19 protein-coding genes are annotated in these 24,974 nt (G+C 43.2%); 11 read left to right on the top strand and 8 right to left on the bottom strand.

Features of this window, described 5'->3' with window-relative positions:
• The first annotated feature begins 226 nt into the window (after positions 1-226).
• Positions 227-2,782, top strand: a complete 2,556-nt coding sequence (locus MSHOH_RS05255) for a PAS domain S-box protein (protein ID WP_048137932.1) — start codon at positions 227-229, stop codon at positions 2,780-2,782.
• Positions 2,783-3,124: 342 nt separating this feature from the next.
• Here the strand turns inward: MSHOH_RS05255 and MSHOH_RS05250 are convergent, their stop codons facing one another.
• The 3 genes from MSHOH_RS05250 to MSHOH_RS05245 form a co-directional block, all read right to left on the bottom strand.
• Complete coding sequence (locus MSHOH_RS05250) at positions 3,125-4,357, bottom strand: MFS transporter (RefSeq protein ID WP_082089244.1); 1,233 nt, start codon at positions 4,355-4,357, stop codon at positions 3,125-3,127.
• Between the two features lie 157 nt (positions 4,358-4,514).
• Positions 4,515-4,724 carry a hypothetical protein gene (locus MSHOH_RS23480; protein ID WP_158024058.1) on the bottom strand — a complete coding sequence of 70 codons (210 nt, stop codon included), beginning with the start codon at positions 4,722-4,724 and terminating at the stop codon, positions 4,515-4,517.
• A gap of 72 nt (positions 4,725-4,796) precedes the next feature.
• Positions 4,797-5,513 (bottom strand): class I SAM-dependent methyltransferase, encoded by a 717-nt coding sequence (locus MSHOH_RS05245; protein WP_239451233.1) that lies wholly within the window; start codon positions 5,511-5,513, stop codon positions 4,797-4,799.
• Positions 5,514-5,984: 471 nt separating this feature from the next.
• Between MSHOH_RS05245 and MSHOH_RS05240 the strand changes: the two genes are divergently transcribed.
• From MSHOH_RS05240 to MSHOH_RS05215, 6 genes are all read left to right on the top strand, one after another.
• Positions 5,985-7,556 (top strand): ABC transporter substrate-binding protein, encoded by a 1,572-nt coding sequence (locus MSHOH_RS05240; RefSeq protein ID WP_048137929.1) that lies wholly within the window; start codon positions 5,985-5,987, stop codon positions 7,554-7,556.
• Positions 7,557-7,667: 111 nt separating this feature from the next.
• A complete protein-coding gene (locus tag MSHOH_RS05235) occupies positions 7,668-8,360 on the top strand; it encodes a class I SAM-dependent methyltransferase (RefSeq protein WP_048137927.1) in 693 nt (230 codons plus the stop codon).
• Positions 8,361-8,363: 3 nt separating this feature from the next.
• The gene (nikB, locus tag MSHOH_RS05230; RefSeq protein WP_338037917.1) at positions 8,364-9,353 is read left to right on the top strand and encodes a nickel ABC transporter permease; all 990 of its coding nucleotides are present in this window, start codon (positions 8,364-8,366) and stop codon (positions 9,351-9,353) included.
• Positions 9,337-10,176 (top strand): nickel transporter permease, encoded by an 840-nt coding sequence (gene nikC, locus MSHOH_RS05225; RefSeq protein ID WP_048137923.1) that lies wholly within the window; start codon positions 9,337-9,339, stop codon positions 10,174-10,176. Before nikB ends, nikC begins: the two co-directional genes overlap by 17 nt.
• Position 10,177: 1 nt before the next feature.
• On the top strand, positions 10,178-11,116 hold the full coding sequence (locus MSHOH_RS05220; protein WP_048137921.1) for an ABC transporter ATP-binding protein: 939 nt from the start codon (positions 10,178-10,180) through the stop codon (positions 11,114-11,116).
• Positions 11,109-12,026, top strand: coding sequence for an ABC transporter ATP-binding protein (locus MSHOH_RS05215; protein WP_048137920.1), 918 nt, complete (start codon positions 11,109-11,111; stop codon positions 12,024-12,026). The genes MSHOH_RS05220 and MSHOH_RS05215 overlap by 8 nt, the downstream gene beginning before the upstream one ends.
• 281 nt (positions 12,027-12,307) lie before the next feature.
• On the opposite strand, the gene MSHOH_RS05210 is transcribed toward MSHOH_RS05215, so the two are convergent.
• Complete coding sequence (locus MSHOH_RS05210) at positions 12,308-13,828, bottom strand: DUF4139 domain-containing protein (protein ID WP_048137918.1); 1,521 nt, start codon at positions 13,826-13,828, stop codon at positions 12,308-12,310.
• A gap of 236 nt (positions 13,829-14,064) precedes the next feature.
• Here MSHOH_RS05210 and MSHOH_RS05205 point away from each other — a divergent pair, with 236 nt between their 5' ends.
• Positions 14,065-15,531, top strand: coding sequence for a PGF-pre-PGF domain-containing protein (locus MSHOH_RS05205; RefSeq protein WP_048137917.1), 1,467 nt, complete (start codon positions 14,065-14,067; stop codon positions 15,529-15,531).
• Between the two features lie 260 nt (positions 15,532-15,791).
• Here the strand turns inward: MSHOH_RS05205 and MSHOH_RS05200 are convergent, their stop codons facing one another.
• Positions 15,792-18,398, bottom strand: a complete 2,607-nt coding sequence (locus tag MSHOH_RS05200; protein WP_048137915.1) for an S-layer protein domain-containing protein — start codon at positions 18,396-18,398, stop codon at positions 15,792-15,794.
• Between the two features lie 376 nt (positions 18,399-18,774).
• Positions 18,775-19,494 (bottom strand): queuosine precursor transporter, encoded by a 720-nt coding sequence (locus MSHOH_RS05195; RefSeq protein WP_048137913.1) that lies wholly within the window; start codon positions 19,492-19,494, stop codon positions 18,775-18,777.
• 491 nt (positions 19,495-19,985) lie between these two features.
• Between MSHOH_RS05195 and cca the strand changes: the two genes are divergently transcribed.
• Both cca and MSHOH_RS23475 read left to right on the top strand, forming a co-directional pair.
• Positions 19,986-21,350 (top strand): CCA tRNA nucleotidyltransferase, encoded by a 1,365-nt coding sequence (gene cca, locus MSHOH_RS05190; protein ID WP_048137912.1) that lies wholly within the window; start codon positions 19,986-19,988, stop codon positions 21,348-21,350.
• 682 nt (positions 21,351-22,032) lie between these two features.
• Positions 22,033-22,263, top strand: coding sequence for a hypothetical protein (locus MSHOH_RS23475; protein WP_158024057.1), 231 nt, complete (start codon positions 22,033-22,035; stop codon positions 22,261-22,263).
• A 335-nt stretch (positions 22,264-22,598) separates the two neighbouring features.
• Here the strand turns inward: MSHOH_RS23475 and MSHOH_RS23470 are convergent, their stop codons facing one another.
• On the bottom strand, positions 22,599-22,772 hold the full coding sequence (locus MSHOH_RS23470; RefSeq protein ID WP_239451232.1) for a hypothetical protein: 174 nt from the start codon (positions 22,770-22,772) through the stop codon (positions 22,599-22,601).
• Between the two features lie 405 nt (positions 22,773-23,177).
• Here MSHOH_RS23470 and MSHOH_RS24565 point away from each other — a divergent pair, with 405 nt between their 5' ends.
• The gene (locus tag MSHOH_RS24565) at positions 23,178-23,423 is read left to right on the top strand and encodes a hypothetical protein (RefSeq protein WP_082089243.1); all 246 of its coding nucleotides are present in this window, start codon (positions 23,178-23,180) and stop codon (positions 23,421-23,423) included.
• A 214-nt stretch (positions 23,424-23,637) separates the two neighbouring features.
• On the opposite strand, the gene MSHOH_RS05185 is transcribed toward MSHOH_RS24565, so the two are convergent.
• A complete protein-coding gene (locus MSHOH_RS05185; RefSeq protein ID WP_239451231.1) occupies positions 23,638-24,090 on the bottom strand; it encodes a DNA glycosylase family protein in 453 nt (150 codons plus the stop codon).
• Between the last annotated feature and the right edge of the window lie 884 nt (positions 24,091-24,974).

The following is a 24,974-nucleotide window of genomic DNA, read 5'->3' as shown; positions in this document are numbered from 1 at the left end:
GAACAGAAATACTAAATAGCATAGTTATTAAAAATTAATCCACAAGACTTATACACTCTAAACACAAAATCAAGCTCGCTGTACGCTGGGATCAAATTGATTTTTTTAGACAACTAAAGGTTTGATGCTGTTGTTTTTTCAATCTAACTGCGTAAGTTTTACTCCCGTCAAACTGTTCAATGAAGGTAAGCCATTGCCTTCAAAGAGAAGGGCCTGAAGGGGAAAAATGAAGGCGAAAATGGAGCAATTTCCGGCAGCGAACCCGAATCCTGTGCTCCGCGTGGAAAAGGATGGGACGCTTCTTTACTCAAATGAGGCAGGTGAGCCCTTATTGCATGAGTGGGGCGCAAGAGTTGGAAAAAAACTGCCTTCCTGTATCGGAGATCTTGTGAAAAGGGTAATTTGCCGGAACAGCCCGGAAAAAATGGAAGTTAAAGCAGGAACGAGAGTATACCTGGTCTCATTTCATCCCTTACCCGAAGATGAATCCGTAAATATTTACGGATTCGATATAAGTGACCGGAAAGAGCTTGAAGAAAAACTTCGGGAGAGTGAGGAAAAGTACCGCAATATTGTAGAGATAGCAAACGAAGGTATCTGGATACTTGACACTAAAGCCAGGACTACCTACGTCAATGAAAAAATGGCGGAGATGTTGGGATACAGTCAGGATGAAATGGTCGGCAGATCTCCATGTAACTTTGTCGACGAGGAATTTGAGTTTATCCTCAAACTTAATCTGGAAAAAAGGAAGCAAGGTATCAATCAGGTCTATGAACTGAAATTAACATGTAAGGACAGCTCACTCTTATGGGCGCTTATAAGTACTAAAGCCATTTTTAATAAAGATGGCAAGTTTGCAGGCTCACTGAGCGTACTCACCGATATCACCGAGCGAAAAGAAGCAGAAGAAGCTTTAAAAAAAGCACGGGACAGTCTGGAAGAAAAAATTAAAGAACGAACAATTCAGCTTGAGAAGGCTTATGAGTCGTTGAAAGAAAGTGAGCAAAGTTTTGCTGAAGCTCAAAAAATGGCCCACGTCGGAAATTGGGATTGGGACGTTGCAAATGATAAAGCTTACTGGTCTGAGGAAATGTATCGTATTTTTGGACGTAATCCTGAAGAGTCAGCACCAGCTTACAATGAATATTTAAATTACACGCATCCCGATGATCGGGACTATGTTGATAATGCCCTTAAAGAGTCATTAAGTAGAGGAAAACCTTGCAATATTGATTACAGGATTGTCCTGGCTAATGGAGAAATACACACAATCCATATGCAATCCAGAATTATTTTTGATGAGGAAAATGTTCCTGTTAGAATGAGGGGAATAGTTCAGGATATCACCGAACGCAAAAAAGCAGAAGAGAAAATTCAGATCCTGGTAAATGCTGTAGAATCATCAAATGATGCTATTCTTACCGAATCTCTTGAAGGTATTGTCACCAGCTGGAATAAAGGGGCAGAACAGGTTTACGGTTATTCGGCCGAAGAAATTCTGGGAAAAAACATATCAATAGTCGAACCGGATAATCTCAAAGGGGAAATAAAACGGTTTTCTGAAAAGATTAAACAGGGCAAAAAAATCCAGAGCTATGAAACTTTGCGGTTAAAAAAGGACGGTACGATAATAAATGTTTCAGTAACTCTTTCTCCGATTTTTGATGCATCCGGAGAGCTTATGGCTATCTCAGCCATTGCCAGAGATATTACTGAGCAAGAGCGGGCGGAAGAGACGCTACGGGAAAGTGAGGCGCGTCTGCGCAGGTTTTACGAATCAGGTCTGTTCGGCATGCATTACTATAAGCTGAACGGTTCAATTACCGGCGCCAACGACAAGTTTCTGGAGATAATAGGTTACACACGTGAGGACTTACAGGCAGGGCGGATTAACTGGGATAAGATGACCCCGCCGGAATATCGTCTCCTGGACGAGCACGCTATCGCGGAACTAAGAGCCACAGGCGTGGCCACGCCCTTTGAGAAGGAGTACATCCGCAAAGACGGCTCGCGCGTACCCATCATCCTTGGAGTAGCTACCTTCGATCAGGCACGCAATGAAGGCATAGCCTTTGTTCTCGATATCACCGAGAAAAAAAAGGCAGAAGAAGCCCTGGCAAGAAGCGAAGAAGCCAGAAAAAAAGAAATCCATCATAGAATCAAGAATAATTTGCAGGTAATCTCCTCTCTGCTGGACCTTCAGGCTGAAAAGTTCCGGGATAAAGAGGTACTGGAAGCTTTCAAAGAAAGTAAAAACCGTGTATTCTCAATGTCCCTTATCCATGAAGAACTCTATAAAGGAGAAGGAACCGATAAACTTGATTTTTCAGCGTACCTCCAAAAATTGGCTAAAAGCCTTTTCCAGACTTACAGCCTTAGCAGCAAAAGTATCCGCCTGTGTATGGATCTGGAAGAAAATGCGTTCTTCAATATGGACGTAGCAATCCCGTTAGGAATAGTTGTCAATGAACTTGTTTCCAATTCCCTCAAATACGCATTTCACGGGAGAAACGGAGGAGAAATTCGGATCCAACTCTATAAAGAAAAAATCAGAAAATCTAAAGGGAGTGGAACAGGAAATAAAAATCAAGGCCTGAAGAAAACCGGTTTCATTCTAAAAGTTTCAGATGACGGGATCGGCATACCTGAAAGCTTTGACCTGGAAAATCCCGACACCCTTGGCATGCAGCTTATAACCACCCTCGTAGAACAGTTAGACGGGGAACTTGAACTGAACAGGAAAAATGGGACTAAATTCACTATAAGGTTCGCAGTATAGAGAAAAATAATCAGGCTTTCAGACATGCAAGGTCGTCCAGTAATTCCTTGCTTTAAGGTGTAAAAAGAGCCCGTTTAAAAAATAAAAGGGCAAAAAAGCCCCCTACATTACATTTTTCATATTTCTTTCACTTTCTCTCGCCAATCCGGAGTCCGGAAGATATCAAACTTCAGCCCGTGAACCTGGTATCTGCCTGGAACTCAATATCTGCGTTCAACTGTGAAAGTGACCTTTTTCGAACCGTCTGCAGGCACGGTTACTTCCCGACACCATATCGATCTACAGGAGTGTTATGGATTCGGACCTATACAAGTATAGAAATTCGGATATCTACAGAAGAATTTATTTTCCGGGCGGATACCGAACAAACAATGCAAGAATCGGGCACAATATCGTAGGAATAATCAACAGAAACATTGCATCAGAAAGCGACCCCATCACATCGGCAGCCCAGCCGATAACCGCAGCTCCTACCCCTCCAACGCCCATACAAAGCCCGAGAATGAGTCCTGACGCAAAAGCGACGTTTCCGGGGAGAAGTTCCTGCGTCATTGTAACTGATGTCACATAGCAGAAACAGGCAAAAAACGAGTACATCATAATCCCAAAGTACATCAGCCAGCCGTCAGCAAGAAAAATCAGGGCAAACAATGGCACTGCACACAAAAGGCCAAGAACCAGCATTAATTTACGCCCGAAAAGATCTGAAAAATACCCGCCTGCAATCTGGCCCCCGACTCCAAAAAACAGCATAACAGTTACAATCAGAGATGTTGTTACAGTATCAAAACCCTGATACTCGATAGTTAGAAGCGCTGGCAGATAAGTAATCAATCCCACGTATGCCCAGGCGCGAAGAGAACAGATTGTCACAACAAGTCCTGCAGGAACCCACCAGAATTTTTTCCTCTCCACAGACTGACTTCTAACTTTCTTAGCTGGCTTTTCAAAAAATTTTTCATCCAGATATCGGAGATCATTTCGGTAAATCCATGCTGCCCCTATAATACCTGGAATCACCATCCATACAACTGATGGAAGACCAGCAAATTCAATCAAAACTCCTGCTATAAACGGCCCAATAGAGTAGCTGATGCTGCCGCTTGTTGTGAATATTGAATTGTACATTCCCCGTTTTGTCGGGGGGCTTAATCGGTAAACCAGATCCATTGCTGACGGATGGAACAATGCATGACCGATTGCAGCTCCCATTACCAGCACGAGAAGGAGTAAATAATTGTTCGTGAAAACGGTAAGACAGATACCGAGACTCCCAATTGAAACGCACAGCGGAACACTTGCACGCCAGCCGGTTTTATCGCTGTAAAGACCGACAAATGGCTGGGTTATTGAGGATACTACATTAAATGCCGTAACAATAAGGCCGGCAAGGAAATAGGACAAGCCCATTGTGTCAATCAGGAGCGGGAGGATGATCGGAAGTATCGGAGTATAGAGGTCTATAAGGAAGTGGCCGGTAATTGCCCCGGTAAGTTTTTTGCTAACAGTTGCAGTAATAATAATTCCTTCTTGGGCACATTGTAGTTCTTTTGATACATTATATTCAGCAGACAATTAACTGGATTTATTTCATAAACCAAGTCAATTATCTCTATTGAACACATTCGATTCAGGTCAATCTTTGAGGTCAGAACCGTCAACTCATTTGGACATCACAAACCCGATTACATTGGAACTAAGAGCAAAACGTCATTATCGTGGAAAACCGGAATTAACAGCATATTATTTGAGTCAATACCTGAATCTGGTCATAGAGATCATACCTTTCACCCACATCAAACGTTGTCCGTACCTTGAGAATCAACTCGCCAACTTCAGGATTGGAGTAACCAGTCCACGCAGCATAAGAACCTGTTGAAAGATAGTGAAGCGAAAGGAAGTAGTTAAGATCTCCCCTTGGTTCTGTAATCCAATCTGTCAAAGAGAGACCGTAATTTCCTGCACTACATTCGGATAGGAGATACTGGAATCGACCGTTCCATTAAAAGAGTTATCAGGTCTGACTTCTTTTCTTTGCAAGAATCATATGCGGAGGCTGGATATACCCTGCTGCATGACCAGAAGGATCATTTCGTTCCAAAAAAGTATCATAATCGTCCAAAAATCTCCATGTGAAGTCTTCAAATCCATGGTATTGTGCGAGGGAGGCTATCCTCTCTGGGGTATTGTCTTTCGCAAGAGGAAGATTCGGCTTAACGTCAGCATATAACTCATCAAAAAGATTGTGACGACTGTTTTTCTTCTCTGTCCCATCTGGGTTCTGGAACCATAAACCATCAATTATCATCATAAGGCCGCCGTCTTTTAAAAGCCGGTAGCACTCACCCAGAAACTTATCCGGTTGAGGTAGAGTCCAGAGAAGATACTTGCTAAAAATAAAATCATATTCTCCGTCTTTTAAAGGTACTTCTTCTGCATCTCCCTGCACTAACAAAACATTTACTCCCTTTTCTTTAGCATTCGCAGCTGCTCTTTCAAGCATATTTTCAGACAAATCAACACCGGTTACATCATGTCCCATGGCAGCAAGAGAGATCGCAAGAATCCCGGGACCTGTTCCAACTTCTACTGCACGGATTTTTTTATCCGCTAGCAAAATCTCAGAAAAAATGGATTTCCAAATGTTCATTTCCTCATCCATACATTTAGCATATTCTGTATGATATTCAGAACTTCTGAAGTCCCAGTATTCTAATATTTTATCTTTCATTTTCTGTTCCTCAAGCAAAATTGGCATCAGACTACCCTAATCAGACTACCCTATCCGGAACAGTCTGATAAATTGTCCATACACTTTGTTTTGTCCATTTCAATCATTCAAGATCGATTTTTGATGTAAGCTTCCATATAGTAAGAATACAACATCATATAGTATTACTATTTATAATGATATTGCACATATATCACCATAATTAACAATATATTAATATTTATGCATTTTACTTCATAATTAGAATTGAATAAGTAGCAGTTAATTTATACATATATCCTGTATAATATTAAAAATAGTAAAAATAAAGACGATTTAGATAGAGGATTCCGCGTTATGAAAATAGACATTTCATCATACCAACCATGCAAATATAGAATAAAATCACACGTTTTAAATATACATTCTACATAACTTAATTAAAAATAGTATTAATAATATACTAAATATTTATGCACATTGGTGTTAATGATGAAATTCAACGTACAAAAAACAAAACTCTCCATCTCTGCAGTTACCGTAATTCTGGTTGTAGCTCTGCTCTGTGCAGGGTGTGTTGAGACTAAGGGGACTGAAGAAAAAGTTCTCCGAGTAGTTTTTAATGAAGGTCCCGATACCGGCGGCAGTCTTGATCCTGCCAACGGCTGGACAGGGTGGTATGTCCATCAGGCAGGCATCTATGAAACACTGTTTTACTATGATGCAGACATGAATCTCATGCCAAAACTCGCATCCGGATACAAACAGTTAAACGGTACCGAATGGGAAATCCAGCTTCGTAAGGATGTAACTTTCCACGACGGAACAAAAATGAATGCTGATGCGGTTCTCTTTTCGCTGAACAGAGTACTTGACCCGTCAAACAGCAGATCATCAGAGTACTCCTTCATTAAAGAGGTACGAAAAACTGGTGAGTACACCATTGTCATCGAAACTAATGATGTCTATGCTCCATTAATTGCAGCCCTTGTAGATCCGATAATGTCAATCATCAGTCCCAACATTGTTGATGCAGACAAACAGCCGGTTGGAACGGGTCCCTTCAAATTTATTTCCGTCGAACCAGGTACAAGCCTTGAAATCGAAAAGAACCCTGATTACTGGGACGGTGAGGTAAAAGTTGACCGTATACTCATACAGTACAATAAAGACAGCACGGCAAGAACCATGTTGATAAAATCAGGAGATGTCGACATTTCCAGAGATCCTCTCCAGAGCGAGTATTCAGCACTTCAGGCAAATCCTGATATAAACGTCATTTCCAAAGAAACGCTGCGGACATACTTCCTGTATATAAATGGAGGCAAAGCACCCTTTGATGATGTCAGAGTCCGCCAGGCTCTCTCTTATGCGATCAACCGCCAGGAAATCGTGAACACAGCACTCGAAGGGGTTTCCGGCCTTCCTGCAACGGGAATATTTACAAATACCATGCCATGGAACGCAAACGATCAGGTCGAATCCTACGAATATAACCCTGAAAAAGCTCTGGAACTTTTCGAAGAAGCAGGAATCACTAAAGGCACAGATGGTAAGCTGTACTACAACGGCGAACCGTTCACCATTGAAATCCAGACATACACAAAACGTGCAGCTCTTCAGCCGAGTGCAGAAATCCTTGCCTCACAGTTGGAAGACATTGGCATTACCTCAACTGTGACAATTCTGGATAGCGCTGCCCTTACAGCAAACGCTGTTTCAGGAACATATGACTTTTCACTTGCCGCGTGGAGTACGGCACCGACCGGCGATCCTGATTACTTCCTCTCGCTTCATTACCTCTCAACCGGGAACTATGCATCCAACTGGCTCCGCTATTCCAATCCTCAGGTAGATGAATTGATTCTTGAAGCAAGGAGGGAGACGGACGAAGAAAAACGTGCTGAGTTGTACGACAAAATCCAGATACAGATTCAGGAAGATGCAGCAATAATCCCTGTCTTCTATGCCAACGAAATCTATGCTCTGTCATCAAATGTTGAAGGCTTTGTGATGTATCCAAATGAGTACACAATCATCACTAAGGATATCGGATTTGCATGAATTTGTCGAGAAGGCGAAGAAAAACGTGCAGAACTTTACGTTTTGAAATTTATCCAAACGAATACACGTTCATTACAAACGAAATGGAACCTGCCTGAAGAGGACTAAAAAATGAAAGACAAAATTACAGCACACTGGAATAAGGTTAGTCCAAATTACCGGAAGATGTATCGTGACCACCTTGATGAAGAGATTCTCCTTATGAAAAACCTCTTTTCAGAGAAGCTTCCAGCGGGTAAAAAACTCAATGTCCTTGATATCGGAACAGGGCCTGGCATCCAGGCATTTGTTTTTGCCGAGATGGGACATAACGTCACTGCTCTTGACATCTCGGAGGAGATGCTTGCATGTGCAAAAGAAGAAGCAAATAACCGTAATTTGTCAATTAAGTTCGTTGAAGGTGACGGAGAAAAACTGCCTTTTGAAGACTGTATATTCGATATTATCGTAAACATGCATCTGCTCTGGACGCTCACAGACCATGACAAATTCTTCAGTGAATGCCGAAGAGTTCTGGTACCAGGGGGCAGGATTCTTGCAATCGACGGCCAATGGTTCCAGCCAGGATACGTTCCAAATAGGAATTACAACCAGGAAGAAAGAAATCACGATGAATTAATAGAATATCTTCCGCTTTATGACAGCAACTCACCTGAAATGATTACAGCCATCATGGAAAATAACGGGTTTTCTGAGGTCTCCTGGAAATCTCTTCCCGAGTATGCCGAGTATATGAAAAGATGCGATCCGGAGGGTTATGACTATTTATCCGTCCCATATCTCGCCATCGGAACAAAATGTTGAGGAATGAAAAATAAAGCGCTGAGATTGTCCAGAGGTACTGCAATGCTAAAGGATTATTTCATCCGCCGGGCTCTGTATCTCATCCCGGTTCTCATATTTATCTCAGTCATGAGTTTCTCACTCATCTACATCGCTCCGGGCGACCCGGCAGAGATTATGATGACGAGTCCCTCAGGTGGATATGATGAGGCAGCTGTTGAAGCGTTCCGCATAGCCCACGGTCTTAACCAGTCGTTTTACATCCAGTATCTGAACTGGCTCAAAGACGCGGCTGTCGGAGACTTTGGCTACTCGTACATGAGCGGACAGCCAGTGTTTGAAACCGTTCTGAATGCATTCAGAAATACGCTGACACTTTCCATTCTCGCCCTTGCAATTGCTCTTGTTATCGCCATCCCGCTTGGCATAGTCTCAGCTCTGAAACATAACACTGTTGTTGATGCCGCCTGCCGCCTGGGGGCTCTTATCGGGGTGTCCATGCCGAACTTCTGGCAGGCTTATCTGATGATAATTCTCTTCTCGGTAATCCTTCACTGGCTCCCTGCATCCGGATTCGGACACGGGACAGACGTCAGCTACATGATTATGCCGGCGATTGTTCTTGGAACAGGGTCAGCGGCTGTAATGATGCGAATGGTCCGTTCAAGCATGCTGGATGTCATGGGAAAGGAGTATATCCAGACCGCACGCGGAAAAGGGCTTTCTGAAAAAATTGTCATCATCAGACACGCATTGAAAAACGCTCTTGTTCCGGTTGTCACGGTGGTTGGTCTGTCGACCGGTTTTCTCTTAAACGGCTCGGTTGTTGTCGAGACAATTTTCGGGTGGCCGGGTGTTGGAAATCTTGTGGTGAACTCAATTCTTTCCCAAGATTATATGATGGTACAGGGCTCGGTGCTCTTTGTTGCCATTATTTTCCTTCTGATCAACTTTTTTGTAGACTTAGTCTACGTTTGGGCAAACCCGGAGATACGCTATGATAGAAATTCTTAAAAACCGGCAGATTATTCTCTCCCTGATAATTCTTGGAGGGCTTATCTTCATGGCCGTGTTTGCCGGTGTTTTAGCCCCGTATGACTACACGGAAAAGAACGTGCAGAACCGTCTGCAGGCTCCGTCTTCTGACCACCTGTTCGGAACCGATCACCTTGGCCGTGATATCCTGACAATGGTGATGTACGGTGCACAGGCATCCATTTTCGTCGGGTTTGCGGTTGTCGGCGTTTCGCTTGCAATCGGGGTGACACTTGGCGTTCTGGCAGGGTATTACGGCGGGTGGCTGGATGAGATTATCATGCGGCTGACGGATAGCTTCCTTGCGTTTCCGTCGATGTTTCTGGCACTTGCAATTACCGCGTTTCTGGGACAGGGGCTGGAAAACATGATGATTGCTTTAATTATTGTAGAATGGACGGCGTTTGCGAGAGTTGCACGCGGTTCAACACTTGACGTCAAGACAAAAGGCTATGTCCGGGCACCCCGGTGGGTTGGTGCTTCAAATGGGTATGTGATGGTAAAGCATGTTCTTCCAAACATTATCTCTCCGGTTTTGATTATGGCATCGCTTGGGATCGGGAACGTGATTTTGGCAGCGGCCGGTTTAAGTTTCCTTGGGCTTGGGGTGCAGCCGGCAACACCGGAGTGGGGTGCGATGCTGAATGCAGGCCGGATGTATGTCACAACCGCTCCCTGGCTGATGCTTTTCCCGGGCCTTTTTATCATGATAGCCGTTCTTGCATTCAACTATTTTGGCGACGGGTTGCGGGATGCACTTGACCAGAAGATGAAAAATACCGAACTTGAAGGGAGGTTCTGATATGCCTGATGTATTACTGAAAGTATCCGGTGTTTCCGTATCAATCCCAACCGGACAGGGAGCAGTTCATGCGGTTGATGATGCGGCGTTTTCGATTAACAAACATGAGGTGTTTTCACTGATTGGGGAGTCCGGGAGCGGCAAGTCAATTCTTGGCCAGGCAATAATGAGGCTGCTTCCCCCGAATGCGGTGTTTTCCGGGAAAGTAGAACTCGGCGGTAAGGAAATATCGGCTCTTTCCGAAAAGGAGATGCAGAAAGTCCGCGGCAAAACAGTTGCGTCAATTGCCCAGAACCCGTATCTTGCAATGAATCCGGGAATCAGAGTTGGCACTCAGGTTGCAGAGCCGATGCAAGCGCATCTTGGAATGAACAAAGAAGACGCAAGGGCCAGGACATGCCGGGCTCTTAAGTATTTTGATATTATCCCTGCTGAAGTGCGAGAAAGGGAATACCCGTTCCAGTACAGCGGCGGAATGCTGCAACGGGCAATGGTCGCAATGGGAACGGCTGCAAATCCTGAACTGATTATCGCTGATGAACCGACAAAAGGCATTGATGTGTTGAAGAGACGCAATATTGCAGCAATTTTTCGGAAGGTTGCCTCGGACGGCTGTGCGTTTCTTTTAATTACGCATGATGTCGGTTTTGCCCGGGTGATGGCGGACAGAATCGCGGTAAATTACTGCGGGCAGATTATAGAGATTGCAGGAAAGGATGCTTTTTTCAAAGAGCCTTTGCATCCGTATTCACAGGCGCTTTTAGATGCGGTGCCGGAGCGCGGCATGAATCCGATTCCAGGCCCGTCACCATCGATGATTGAGGTGCCTGAAGGCTGCAGGTTTCATCCGCGATGCCCGTACAAAACGGACAGGTGTCTGACAAATCCGCCGGTTGCGGAGATAGATGGAAGGTGTGTGAGGTGCTGGATGTATGCTTAAGGCAGAGAACCTGCGCTGTGTTTACACCTCAGGATTGATTAAAACCGTCAAAAAGACAGCTGTTTGCGGCGTTGATCTTGAGATTTGTCCGGGCGAGACGGTGGCTATTGTCGGGGAGTCGGGGTGCGGGAAGTCAACGCTTGCAAAGATGCTTGTCCAGCAACTTGCGCCGGCTTCCGGAGATGTGTTTTTCGACGGGATGAAACTGACCGGGATGAGCTGGAAGAATCTCCGGAAGTTTATGGGAAAAATCCAGCTGATCCCCCAGAATCCTGATAATGTGGTTGATCCTAAATGGACGGTTGAAAGGTCGGTTTCCGAGCCGTTTGTGATTTGCGGAGGCTTTTCCAAAGAGGAGATTTCGGCAAATGTAGATTCCCTGTTTTCAGAGGTGGGCCTTTCTGCGGAGCACAAGACCCGGTATCCGCATGAATTGTCAGGAGGAGAACTGCAGAGGATGGTAATTGCCAGGGCTCTCGCTTTGAAGCCTGAGTTGCTGGTCTGTGACGAGGCGACCTCGATGCTTGATGTATCAGTGCAGGCCTTTATTGTGACGATGCTCAAAGAGATTCAGAAAAAACGCGGTCTCGGACTGGTGTTCATTACGCACGATCTGGAGGCAGCGAAGGCTGTTTCGGACCGGGTGCTGGTGATGTATGCTGGTGAGATTGTTGAGGAGGGAAAGGATGTATTTGACCGGCCTCTGCACCCGTATACGCGCGCTCTTCTGGATGCAGTACGGTATGCATCGCTCGAAGTTGTGCTGCCGGAGGAGACCGGAGCGCTGCCGGATGGTTTTTCGGGCTGTTCCTACTACAGGTTGTGCCGGGAGAGAACGGATACGTGTAAAGAGCCGCAGAAACTACGGGATGTCTCGGGGAAGTTGGTGAGGTGCTGGAAACCAAAATGACTGCAATCTAAAAACTGTTTTATCCCATAGGATTTACGTGTGAGGGGACCGAAAGAGAAAAAATAAAGGTTATCTTTAGATCCCAAAATGATCAACCAATCAATTAGAGACCACTGATTTTTAGAAAAAAGATAAAAGAGCAGTTTGAAAAATAAGAGGGCAAAAACCCTCTTACAGGATAATTTTTCAGTTTTTTCCGTTTAAGTCCGGGTCAGGAAGATTTTCAGGCATTTCAGCTCGGAAACTTAACAGTTATCGGGAAATTAATAGCTGGCAAAAATTTAGTAACTGCGTTCCACTGTGAAAGTGACCTTTTTCGAACCGTCTGCAGGCACGGTTACTTCCCACTCGGCAGTGTAAGCATCCTTCTTTTCGTAAGTATCGGAACTTGTGGTGATCTCCCAGTCCCCATAGAAGTGTTCCACGATCCTTACTTTCTGAGCCTGGGATTTGTGGTTCTTCAGTTCGATCTCGTAGCTTTCCCGCCAGACATCATCACTAACCCTATTGTAGTCGGTCTGGGTCCTGGCGCCGGTAATATCAAAAGCACTTCCTACAGCAACCTCTATTTCCTCATCTTTCGGAGTATGGTCTATACTGTCTTCCCCAAGGAACTGGAGCTGTCCTTCGGAATCAGCTTTATATACCCTCACAACCCCGGCAGGGAGGGGCATTCCAAGACCTTTTTCTTTTGAGTTAGTAAGATTCAGGACTACCTGCACATTCTCGCTTTTTGAGGCATCAAAGATTAACTCCTTTTTCACGGGTACGGAATCCGCAGAGAGCAGGGAGAGCTGCTTTACCTGGTTGTTCTTCAGGGTAGCCGGCCTTTCAAGTGTATATAAGTGGTACTCAAAGAAGGACTCCTCAACAAAGCCTCCCTTTGCTCCATCGTACCCTACTTCCTCTTCTGCAACCTCATTACCATAATAGCTAGACTGTGGTACAGCTACACGGTGGACTTCCCCTGCAACAAGCTTCAATTTGGCCTCTTCATAGGTAGTTCCTGCCCAGTTGTCGATACTGACCCAGCCCCGGATGTCAGCCTTTGTATCATCCGCATTTGTCTTTATGATGTAGTCCGCATTCCAGGTCATACCTTCTGTCAGGTAGGAAGTCAGCACATCCCGGCTGCCTGCCACAGGAGAATAGACCTGCCAGACCAGGGTGGGTCTTGTGAGAAGACCTGCAGAATCCGGAAATTCGAATTTAGAAACCTCTGTGATACTCACAACCTTTCCGTCACTCAGTCTGAGCACAACCCCGCCATCGTGGCTGAGAAGAGTCCCCGTATACGTATCTCCTTCCTTTTCAGTTACAGTAATTTCCTTATCCAGGAATTTATCCAGAAGTTTGTCACTGCTTACCAGGTCGTACTCATAGTTCTGTTCAAGCACGGCAGTATTTTTGTTTTTTGTGTCCTCAAACATGACTGAGGTCGGGTCGATACGTGCAGCAACATCCGTATACTCGACGGTGTTGACTCCGGTATTCAGATCGAGTTTCCGACGTTCCTTCACGAGGGCAAGGTTATGGTTATAAACCGTAACCTCGGTAGCTGAATCAATCTCGGCGGCTCCTGCAGTAAGAAACTTCAGCGGATTTGAAGGTTGTACCTTTGTTACTATACTGGAAGAAGATATAATCCCGTTAGTGATTATTTCACTTCCATTCACAGTGATTTCAGCCTCATCTGCCTGAACCGTTTTTCCAGTAGAGCCAGGGTAAGCAAACACTGCAGTAATGGCTGCAATTCCGATAAAAACCAGAGAAAGCCATACGTAACTTTTTCTTGATATCATGACAGAGAATAGAGCACTTTTTTATTTATATATGACTTTGACTGCGGACGAGCTTGAAGTTATCTCTCATCTCCTGTGAAATTTTAAAGCCTTTTGATGCTGAAAAACAGAAAAATCTTTAAAATTAAGTAAAGATCTGAATGGATACAGTTATAATAATATAGACCAATACAGAATATAAAATTTGCTAGAGATGCCAGAAAAGCCTGAAAAAAAAAATCAAAGGACTCACTTTCATGAAAACAACTGAAATCCTTAAAGTAAAAAAACGGATTAAATTTTCATATTTAATTGTCAGTTTCATGTTTGTTCTTTTTCTTGCCGGAACCATAATCCCGGCATCAGCCTCTGGAATCGAGGCTAGCAGGGAGATTTCTGCAGAGAAAGTTTACGCAGGCGGAAATTTTACAGTAACCGTGCACATACTGACAGACCAGTATATTGAAGCCCTAACCCTTGATGAAAACCTTCCTGAGGAATGGACTGTAAGCAGAACTGAAAATGACGGAGCTACCTTCCAGAGTACCGAAACTTTCAAAGAATCTACCCTGGAATGGATCTGGGTCGAAAGCCTTCAGGCAGGAGGAGAGAAAACTGTTGTGTACAGAGTTACAGTGCCCTCAGTTATTGAACCTGGAAACTTCACGATCTCAGGAAATGTTTCCGCATATTCCGTTTCAGCTATTCCTATCGCAGGAGCTTCGGAAATAATAGCCACATACTCGCCTCCAAAAGCTGACTTTTCCGCAAGTCCAGTCTCCGGAACCGTGCCTCTCAAAGTTCAGTTCAGGGATCTATCTACAGGTAATCCAGATTCCTGGAAATGGGACTTTGATGGAAACGGAAGCATCGACTCTTTAGATAAAAATCCGGTATGGACCTATGAAACCACGGGAACCTATACAGTAACCCTCAGGGCAATTAACACTACCTATGGAAACGATTCCAAAACAAAAACAGGTTATATTACAGTTACGGAGAAAACCGCATCATCTGGAGGAAGCAGTGGGGGCAGCGGAGGAGGGGGCGGTGGAGGCTCTCCGGAATCAAGCAGAAACGTAGAGCTCAAGGAGATTTCAAATGAGCAAATATTCAAAGGAACTCACGCCTGCTATACATTCAAAGGAGATACAAACGAGATCATTACTATTGAGTTTGACCCGAAAAAGAACTTCGGGAAAACAACCGCAATTGTGGAAATGCTGAAGAACACATCCACAATAGTGAAAGAGCCTGCTCCCGGGACCGTCTACAAAAACCTGAATATCTGGGTAGGAAACAGTGGCTTTTCAAGCTCAGAAAACCTTGAAAATGCACGGATAAGTTTCAGAGTAAACCGGACATGGCTCTCCGAAAACGGCATAGGTGAAAGCGCAATAATCCTTTACAGGTACAGTGATAACACATGGAATGCACTGCCTACAAGCCTGAAAGGAGAAGATGAAAATTACTTCTACTTCACAGCAGAAACTCCTGGTTTTTCGCCTTTTGCGATTGCAGATCCGGAAAACACCCAGTTACTAGAAATTACTCCTGCCAGAGACGGAGGAAATAATCTCGTGGGCGCAGAAGAGGCTTCCGGAAAAAAAAGAGAAGGAACTCCAGCTTCTGAGGAAGAAAAAGAATATGTTTCTGGGATTGGAATTTTATTTGCGGCAACCGGAGTTCTGACATCATATTCAGTACTGAAAAAAAGAAGATAAAAAAGCTTTTTGATTACTACTATTTGACAGAAGGTTCACTGGAACCTTCCTTTTCTATATTTATGCTACGTTATTAAATTTTAGCTATGTGTTTTTTCCAGTAAAATATTAAGCGACAGGAATTGAGATTCTCAAGAATTATCAAACAGAAGGTCAGGAAAGTTGTTCAGGCAGAGAGTACGCAAAAAATAGGAGAAAGAAAAAAAGACCGGAATCAAAAATTAATTTCCGGTCCCTGCTACTAAAAAATAGAACCTGATTTAGTTCTTTCTTCTCCTGAGCAGTATAAACGCTGTAGCAAGTATTCCGATGGTTACAGTGCTGCTGAGGAAAGGAGTGGATTTCGTTACTTCGTAACTTCCGCTAAGATCTTCGATCTCAACCGTGTATGTCCCTGCTTCTTCCTCGGTATGGGAGAATTCCACTACCCTACTCTCACCAACGCCCAAGCTCACAGTTTCGTTATCTACGGGTTCACCGTTGATAAGCAGTTCAACTTCGGTTTCTCCTGCAATGTTGCCGGTGTTTGTCACATTCACCTCAATTGTAACTGCATTTCCACTTCTAACAGAAGCAGGCTCAATCAAAAGGTCCGAGAACTCAAAGCTGGCTCTATCTTCGGAAACCTCAACAATGGTTTCTCCTTCCTCATAACCTGCTTTTGTAGCGTTTACAGTAAATGTGCCTGGAGCAGTTACCCAGTAAGATACAGTGCCGTTTGTACCGGTCTGTCCTTCAACTTTCTGTCCGCCAAAGAAGACATCTGCTCCGGAGACAGGCTGGTTCTGTGCAGAATCAGCGACCCTTATAGTGATCTGGTCGCCTTCTCTGATGTCTTCAGGAGAAACTGAGACCAGCAGCTTGAGAACACCTGCTGCGAGGACATCCACTGTCTTACTTCCGGAGTTGTAACCCGTCTTGTTCGCAGAAAGGGTAAATCTGCCTTCCTGACCTGGAGTGTATGTGAGAATCCCATCATTGCCTGTGGTTCCGATACTTCTGTTTCCAAGCATGATTTGGACGTCACTGACTGCAGCATCTCTTGCCGTAACCAGGATTTCTGCTGCCTGTCCGACCACGAAGACATTTGGAGTTTCAAATTCCAGCTGATCCTGTGCAGCACTTTCAACTTCAACAAAGGGATAAAAGCGCAGGACAGACGAATCAGCCACTTTGAACTTAACATTGCCCATCAGGTTGACGGTATTGCCCCTTGAAAGGGAAATAGAGTCCTCATTTCTCATTATGATTCCGGAGTCGGAAATAGAGCTAATTTCCATCTTGCCGAAAGAGTCACCCTGGGAAAGCTCAAGATATTCATCTGAGATCTGGAAGATTCCTTCTATAAATACAGCATCCGTTTCACGTGAGCGGAAGACTGTGCTTATGTGGACTGCGATCATGGGAATATCTTCAGCCCCACCGATATCTGCTTCGTAGACATAGTCCCTGTTGCTGGAAACTATTCCGGAATCCACAAGTCTTCCATCCTTGTAAAGCTCGAGGAGTACACTGTTACCGTTAACATCAACCTCTGCGGCTTTGAGAGAGTAACCGTTTTCAAGAGCTATGGAAGAACCCGTGAATATAGACCTTCTGTTATCGTCATCAATCAGGACTTTTGATAGGATGTCATCTGAAAGTATACTCACGCTTCTGGAATTACCAAAAGTGTTCGCGGGATAGCCTGCAAAATACTTCTCTGCCATGAACCCTATTACTTCATAGCTTCCCCAGCTTTCCCGCTCGAAACTCACAAGTGCGGGGCTGGTGGAATAAACAAGCTTTTCGTCACCAATCGTCCTTCCGCTGATTCCTTCTGTAATGGTCAGGCTCTCAGTGGAGACGTTTTCATCGATATTGTAATAGAACCCTTCAAAGTTGTAAGGCGTCCAGACAGTAGTATTAAACGTTTCGTCATGGACCGTTCCCCTCAGTTCATAGGTTCCGGGCTCGGTAGTCTCAACAATGGGAGCAAAGCGGAGTTCGCTGGCATCGGCCACAACAAAGCTGAGTTTTCCCATTATGTTGACCGTGTCTCCCCTGCCAAGGGTAAAAGAATCACGGTTTCTCATTGTAATTCCGGAACTTGAAGTAGAACTTATCTCCATTTTCCCGAATCTATCTCCATTTTCAATCTGGACGTACTCGTCCGAGATCTGGAATATTCCCTCTACAAAAACTGCATTTGTTTCTGTGCCCCTGAAGATCTGAGCTAAATGGACAGCGATCAGAGGTACGTCATCAGCGTCTCCAAGGTCGGCCTCATAAACATAGTCGCTGTTGGAAGAAAGGAAACCGTTGTCTATCACATCTCCGTCCTTTTCGAGCTGTACCCATACCGTGTTACCATTAACATCGACTTCTACAATGTTGAGAGAATAACCTTCTTCAAGTATAAGGGAAGAGCCCGTGTACATGGATCTCCGGTCGTCGCTATCAATAAGTATTTTCGAAAGCTGTCCATCCGAAATTACGCTGATATCGTCATTTATAAAGCTGGAGTTTTCCGTGTATCCCGCAAAATACCGCTCTGCCATAAACCCTATAACCTGATACGAACCCCAGTTCCCATATTCGAATTCCGTTTCTATGGGCCTTGTTTCATACTGCAGTCCGTTTCTCTGGACACTACGGCTGCCCTCAGTGAGCTGGATCGTCATATTCTCCGAACCTTCCCCGGTATCCAGGTCATAGTAAAAGCCCGAGTATGTCTGGGGCGTCCAGGTATAGGTAAAGTTCTGGCTTAAGTTTGCGTCCCAGATGCGGTTGCCTGCGGAACCTGAAACCTGAGCAACTGCGGTTTCGCACAGCAATCCGAGCAATAAAAACAGACATAGCATTTTTAGATATTTTTTAGTCCCCAAATTAGGCCTCCTTTCGATTTACTGGAGTGGGTGCAGCCGTCCGGAAGTCCGGAAGAAAAATAGAAACAAAAAAAGTTCCTGAACACTTCCTGGACTTTTCCCTGTGTCCGGATACCCCCATTTACTTTGAATATATTATAATATCCAACTATATGCATTTCTAGATATTGCAGGGATCAGATAAAAGTTTTTGGGCAGTTTTGACTGTGTAAAGCGTAAAAAGTGATAAAGTACAACAGGCAGGAAAACGGCTGAAAACAAAAAAAGTATTAAAATGGCCAGAAAGAGAGGTATAAAAAGTTGCATTTATTATCTGTTAAGTAACTACATCATCTGTTGAGCATGCATATCAAGTGTGTAATATAAGTGTTGTCCCTTATTTTGTAAGCAGTTTTTTGTAGAACACAAACCAGGGATTATCCAGAAAACCGATGATATTCTTACTGATAAGCTGCCCTATAACCAGAGGGAGGACAGGCATAACTCCGTAAAAGGCAATGAAGACAAAGATCAGAGAGTCCAGAGTAAGGTTAACAATGTCGCTTGCTCCTGAGCGCAGCCAGATGTAAGGGTTTATCAGGGTATCGTGCTTGAAGTTCTCCTCCCTTTGTGAAAAATGTTTTTTAAGGGATGCAAAGATCCAGGCATCAAGGTTCGAGCAGATCAGAAAAGAGACCCAGCTTGCGATAGTGATTCTGATGCTCAGCCCAAAAAGGCTCTTCCAGGCATCTTCCAGTTCAAAGAAAGGGGCAGGAGTGAGACCCGCGACCATACCTATGAAGAGCACGAACAATACCTGGGTCGCAAAAGCGATGAGGATGGAGATATGCGTCCTTTTCTCCCCATAGACTTCGTTGATCATATCCACCACCTGAGCAATAAAAGGGTAGATGAAAACTGCCGCCGGAGCAAAAAAGGAGTAAAAGCCAAGGTCAAACACAATAATGCGTGTGGCAAGAACCTGTGAAGCTACAAGGTAAACGACATAAAAAGCAGTGAGCACTGTAAAACCGTTTTCCGGCATTTTTTTAATAACGTATACGGATGCATAGGTAGCGATTGTTAGAGTGACAATCCAATAAATCCAGACAAGCATTTTTTCACAACCGGGTTATTATAGGGTTTGGATGGACCGATGAGGCTTGAAGCAGATCGATAAGACCTGAAACAAGCCGATTTGAAGTAAGTTGTAAATTAAATAGAAAGTAAATCAGTAAAACTGCCAGATTCGGGAAATAGAAATGCTGTTCATTTTATTTAAAGTGTTCATATTTTCTTAACTCCGGAGTCTCTGGAGAATACTTATGGAATCCAGGGATCATCCCTTCACAAGAGAATCCTCAGTTCCTGATCGGGAAAATAGATTTATTTTGAAATTCTACCTGAAGATCCACAAATTATAAGTTAAAAGAGAGGTTTCTGACCTGTAAAATTACAAATTATCCAATCGCAAACTAACTGTATCAACAGTTAGCCTTAGAATCATTACTAACTCAGAACTATTACTAATCCAAGGATGAAGAGTCAATCTTCAGGATAAAAATTGACCTTCAGAACCAAAAAAGAACATGTGGAGCCGTCCAGGGCATGGAAACATATACCAGTATTCCAGAAGACCTGAAGCTTGCCGTGCTTAAAAAGATTAAACCCACGGAAGCCGAAAGGAAAAAACTAATGGCTGTTCAGGAAGAGCTTGCCGCAGAGGTAAAAGCGGCAGCAGAGAAACTTTGTGTACCAGATATATTTGTAAAAATGGTAGGTTCTGCTGCAAGAGGCACCTGGCTCTCAGGCACCCATGACATTGATGTTTTTATCAGCTTTCCAGAGGAAACATCCAGAAAGGAACTGGAAACCAGGGGTATGGAGATTGCCAGAGAAGTTGCAAAACAAGCGGAATATGCCGAAGATCGCCATGCTGAACATCCTTACCTGAATATTATCTACAGAGGTTTTGATGTTGACCTTGTCCCCTGCTTCAGGGTCGCTTCGGCATGCCAGCTCAAGTCCGCAGTGGACAGGACACCTTTCCATAACGAATTCGTAAAAACCCACATAAAAGGGCGGGAAGAAGAGGTTCTGCTTATGAAGCAGTTCATGCGCGGAGGCGAGGTCTACGGCTCGGAATTAAAAACACAGGGCTTTTCAGGCTACCTGACAGAGCTCCTTATTATTTACCACGGCTCTTTCGAAAAAACCGTGAAAGCAGCCTCTTCCTGGAAACCCGGGCAGAAAATAGACATCATGCAGCACTCGGAACTGGAACACAATGAGCCTCTGGTAATGGTAGACCCAACCGACCCCAGGCGGAATGTTGCAGCAGCCCTTTCCCTTGACAAATTCTGCATGTTTATAGACCACTGCCGGGAGTTTCTGAAAAGCCCGGAAATTAAATTCTTTTTCCCTGCCTGCCCCCTGCCCCTCGAGGATGAAGAATTTCTTGAAAAGCTGGAAAGCCGGAAAAGCTCACAGCTTGCAGTTATCTTCGAAACCCCTGATGTTGTGGACGACGTGCTCTATCCGCAGCTTTATAAAATGGAACAGGCTGCAGCATCCCTCCTGAGCGAGTACGATTTTTCAGTTGTCAAAACCGGCGTCTGGTCAGGGAAAACCGAAACCGTAATCATGCTCGAACTTATCTCAGGCACCCTTCCCAATGTCAAAAAAAGAATTGGCCCTCCGGTATGGGCCAGGGAGCATGCTGAGAAGTTCAAAGCCAAGTACGAAGGGGCTGAAAATGTTTTCGGAGGCTATATCGAAGGAGGAAAGTACGTCTTTGAAATCCGGCGCAAATACCCTACGGCAAAAGGCCTCCTTGAAGATCAGCTTCTAAACTCCTCCCTTGGAAAACAGGTACATCAGAACGTGAGTAAAGGCTTTGAGGTTCTTGAAGATACAGAGATTTGCAGACTAAAAGATCCGGATTTCAGGGTTTTTTTGAGGAAATGGGTGTAAATTTACTTTGAATATAATGCCATATTCAATTGCAGAGTGATACTTCATCTTAAAATGTACTGTAATCACCTGCACCTATTTCCAATCAAAACACTCCAGTCCTCAGTCCATTTTTGATTTGTCGACCATGAAGTCAAGTATTTCTCTCATTACTTTCCAGATAATTGGATGGGAACGTTAAGATATGGATTTTGATTTATTTTGTATGCCCTATTAAAACATGACGTTACAATTGAACTTCATAGTTACTTGAACAACTTTCTAAAGAACCTGTACTTTATATATCCACTCAGGTCTTCGGAAACCCGGGCATTAATACATTTTTGAGATGTGGATATTATAACTACCCACGTGGAATTGCAGTCCTGAAGTTGAAAAAGGATGCAGGGGAAAGACTGAATAGTATCAATTTATGTAAAATATTAGGTTCGTATTTATAATTCTATAGATATTAAATATAAGGATATAAATCTCTTTTATGTCCAATTTTAGATCTCTTCCATCGGTATACATCAGGAAGATTAAATTTACCAGTTTCATCTCAGAAACAAGTTTTGATGACCATTGGTAGAATAATCTTCAATAAGCAGATGTATATGTCTGGAGGAAGTGGATTGAAAAATTGACATGCCTGACATATTAAAACGATATATTAAAATCAAATAATATGGGGAGAAAGTATATGGTAGAAATATCTATAAAAAAGATTGTGACTGTCTTAATGGCAATCCTTTTAGTGGGAACAGTAACAGCAGGGTCAGTATCAGCATGGGACGGTCGCGGTTGCGATGGTTGCGGATTCGACAGCTGGAAATGGCGTGGACATTTCGGGGGATTCGACAGCTGGAAATGGCATGGAGGCAACTGGTGGGATGGAGGAAGATGCTGGGACCGTTTTAGATGTCGCTGGTGATAACTACTGAAGATGATGAGAAAAAAAGGCTTTATTAAGTTTCAAGGCTTTATTAAGTTTCAAAGGGCTTTAATTAAGTTCCAGAATTTTTGATTACAGCCCAGAGTGAGGAAAGTAATTCAAACTTTGATAGTCTTATATATTTGAGAATCCCACATAAATCTTAAAAAGTCTCAGGTTTGAGGCTTTTTATTTATTTCAGTTTTTATTGATAATTACAAATTAGTTACGTTTGCTATCTATAATTAATTCTAATTTTCAATTGAAACTTATTAATTCTAATTTTCAACTGTGACTTCAACAAAAAAAGGGATTAGTAAAGCGGAACAAAAACCTCAACCCTTTTCTGATAATAGAGGTACTCCCAGGCACCCGCAGTAGTTTCCGAAATATTCCTGTCCCCATTCTCCCATACAGCTCAGGTTTGTGCAGGTTTTAAAGAAACTGTCATCGATATGGAAATGCTGGTTGATCTTCTTTATGTGGATATCTACCGGGAAAGACTCCATTTTCTCAAAGCTGAAGTATCCGTCTTAGAGTTCCTGCCCGAAAAAAACGGCTCTGGAGGCAGATCCTTTTCCGTATTGTCGGGATGCATTGAAAAAATATACAGGGGAAAGACTGAATAATATCAATTCATATGAAAAATATAAAATTCGTAATTATAATTCTCTAGTTTTTAAATATAAAGGCATAATTATATAATCTGTCCAATTTTATATTCATTCCATCCGGCATACATTAGGAAGATTGAATTTACTAATTTCATCTCAAAAACGAGTTTACATAACTGATTGGTAAAAAATAATCTTCAGTAAGCAAATGTATATGTCTGAAGGAAGTGGATTGAAAAATTGACACGCCTAATAAATTAAAACGATTATTGAAACCAAAATAATATGGAGAGAAAGTATATGGTAGAAATAAAAAAGATTGTGACTGTCTTACTGGCAATCCTTTTAGTAGGAACATTAACAGTAGAGTCAGCATCAGCATGGGACGGTTGCGGCAGTTGCGGCGGTTGCGGATTTGGTGGCAAGTGCTTTAGTAGCTTCTCTAGCTGTGGCTTCGGCGGCTGCGGTGGCTTCGGCGGCTGCGGTGGCTTCCCCTTCTTTGATGGATTTAGAAGAGGATGTGGCGGCTTTGGTCGCTGGTGGTAACCACTGCAGATGATTTGAGAATAAAGGGCTTTCTAAGTTTCAAGGGGCTTTAATAAGTTAAGGGGGCTTTAATTAAGTTCCCGAATTTTTGATTACAGCCCTGAGTGAGGAAAGTAATTCAAACTTTGATAGTCCCATATATTTGAGAGTCCCACATAAATCTTAAAAAGTCTCAAATTTGAGGCTTTTTATTTTTTTCAGCTTTTATTGTTAATCACAGATTAATTATGATTTCTGATAATAAAAGTACTCCTGGGCATCCGCAGTAATATCCGAAATATTCCCGCCCCCATTCTCCCACACAGCCGAGGTTTGTGCAGGTTTCAAAGCCGCTGTCATCGATATGGTAATACTGGATGATCCGCCTTACGTGGGTATCTACCGGGAAAGACTCCATTTTCTCAAAGGCGAAAAGGAGGACGAAGTCAGCAAATTTTTCCCCTATGCTGCGGAGCCGCATAAGGCGTTCCCTGGTATATCTGTATTCAAGATGGTAGAGGACATTAAGGTCAAGTTCGCCTGCAGTCATTTCTCCGGCTGCTGCTTTTATGTGTTCGGTTTGGAAGCCGAGTTTACATTTGTCAAGCAGGGAAAGACCGGCTTCTGCAAAGGTACCGGAGTTTACTAATCCCGAGACCTTAATCATGCCTGAATTTATCGCCGGCACCCTCCCACGGCGAAGACCTTCTTGAAGAGCAGCTTGTGAACCCCCCCTTGGAAAACAGGTATATCAGGGAGTGAGTAAGGCTTTGAGGTTCTTGAAGATGCAGAAATTTGCAGGCTAAAAGACCCGAATTTCAGGGCTTTTTTTGAGGAAATAGATGTAAATTTACTTTGAGTATATGCCGTACCCAGCTAGCAGGATGGTATTTCATCTTAAAATGTACTGTAATCACCTGCACCTTTTTTCTAATCAAAATATTCACTCCCCAGTCCGCCTTTATATATTCGACCGTGAAGTCAATCGTTCATCTCATTACTTGTGTCCAGATAATTGGATGGGAATGTTAAGATATGGGTCTTGACTCATTTCGGATATCCTGTTATAATATAGTATGGTAATCGAAATTCACAATTGCTTAAACGATTTTCTTGGAGACATATACATTGTATATCCGCTAAAGTCTTCTTAAACCCATAGATAATACATTGTTGAGATATGCTTCTTATAACTACCCACGTGAGTATTTATAAGTCCCTATATTGAAAAGATACATATGATGGAGACGTAATAGAATCTGCTTTTATTATATATTATGATTCCTTACTTATATTTCTCTAACTATTATATATTTTGGACATAATTTATTTTCTGTGGATTTTGAGATCTCTTTCATCGACATAGATTACGAAGATTGAGTTTACCAATCCTATTTTAGAAATGGGTTTACATAATTGATTGGTAAAAGTGATCTCTAGTAAGCGAACTATACATCGACAGGAAGTGGATTGAAAAATTGACATGTCTGATATTGTATCAAACGTAGAATAATTAAAAAATAGAAATAATGTGGGGATAAAAATTTATGGGAAAACAAATACTTAACAGGA

Origin of the sequence: Methanosarcina horonobensis HB-1 = JCM 15518 (assembly GCF_000970285.1) — an archaeon.
Classification (GTDB): Archaea; Halobacteriota; Methanosarcinia; order Methanosarcinales; family Methanosarcinaceae; genus Methanosarcina; species Methanosarcina horonobensis.
Note: the sequence above shows the minus strand (reverse complement) of the source record. Positions and strands in the feature narration are given on the sequence as shown.

Excerpts from the sequence above, each read along its gene's own strand:
- MSHOH_RS05255 (WP_048137932.1), top strand. The coding sequence starts at position 227 with ATGAAGGCGAAAATGGAGCAATTTCCGGCAGCGAACCCGAATCCTGTG.
- MSHOH_RS05245 (WP_239451233.1), bottom strand. The coding sequence starts at position 5,513 with ATGAAAGATAAAATATTAGAATACTGGGACTTCAGAAGTTCTGAATAT.
- MSHOH_RS05240 (WP_048137929.1), top strand. The coding sequence starts at position 5,985 with ATGAAATTCAACGTACAAAAAACAAAACTCTCCATCTCTGCAGTTACC.
- MSHOH_RS05235 (WP_048137927.1), top strand. The coding sequence starts at position 7,668 with ATGAAAGACAAAATTACAGCACACTGGAATAAGGTTAGTCCAAATTAC.
- nikB (WP_338037917.1), top strand. The coding sequence starts at position 8,364 with ATGAAAAATAAAGCGCTGAGATTGTCCAGAGGTACTGCAATGCTAAAG.
- nikC (WP_048137923.1), top strand. The coding sequence starts at position 9,337 with ATGATAGAAATTCTTAAAAACCGGCAGATTATTCTCTCCCTGATAATT.
- MSHOH_RS05220 (WP_048137921.1), top strand. The coding sequence starts at position 10,178 with ATGCCTGATGTATTACTGAAAGTATCCGGTGTTTCCGTATCAATCCCA.
- MSHOH_RS05215 (WP_048137920.1), top strand. The coding sequence starts at position 11,109 with ATGCTTAAGGCAGAGAACCTGCGCTGTGTTTACACCTCAGGATTGATT.
- MSHOH_RS05210 (WP_048137918.1), bottom strand. The coding sequence starts at position 13,828 with ATGATATCAAGAAAAAGTTACGTATGGCTTTCTCTGGTTTTTATCGGA.
- MSHOH_RS05205 (WP_048137917.1), top strand. The coding sequence starts at position 14,065 with ATGAAAACAACTGAAATCCTTAAAGTAAAAAAACGGATTAAATTTTCA.
- MSHOH_RS05195 (WP_048137913.1), bottom strand. The coding sequence starts at position 19,494 with ATGCTTGTCTGGATTTATTGGATTGTCACTCTAACAATCGCTACCTAT.
- cca (WP_048137912.1), top strand. The coding sequence starts at position 19,986 with ATGGAAACATATACCAGTATTCCAGAAGACCTGAAGCTTGCCGTGCTT.
- MSHOH_RS23475 (WP_158024057.1), top strand. The coding sequence starts at position 22,033 with ATGGTAGAAATATCTATAAAAAAGATTGTGACTGTCTTAATGGCAATC.
- MSHOH_RS23470 (WP_239451232.1), bottom strand. The coding sequence starts at position 22,772 with ATGGAGTCTTTCCCGGTAGATATCCACATAAAGAAGATCAACCAGCAT.
- MSHOH_RS24565 (WP_082089243.1), top strand. The coding sequence starts at position 23,178 with ATGGTAGAAATAAAAAAGATTGTGACTGTCTTACTGGCAATCCTTTTA.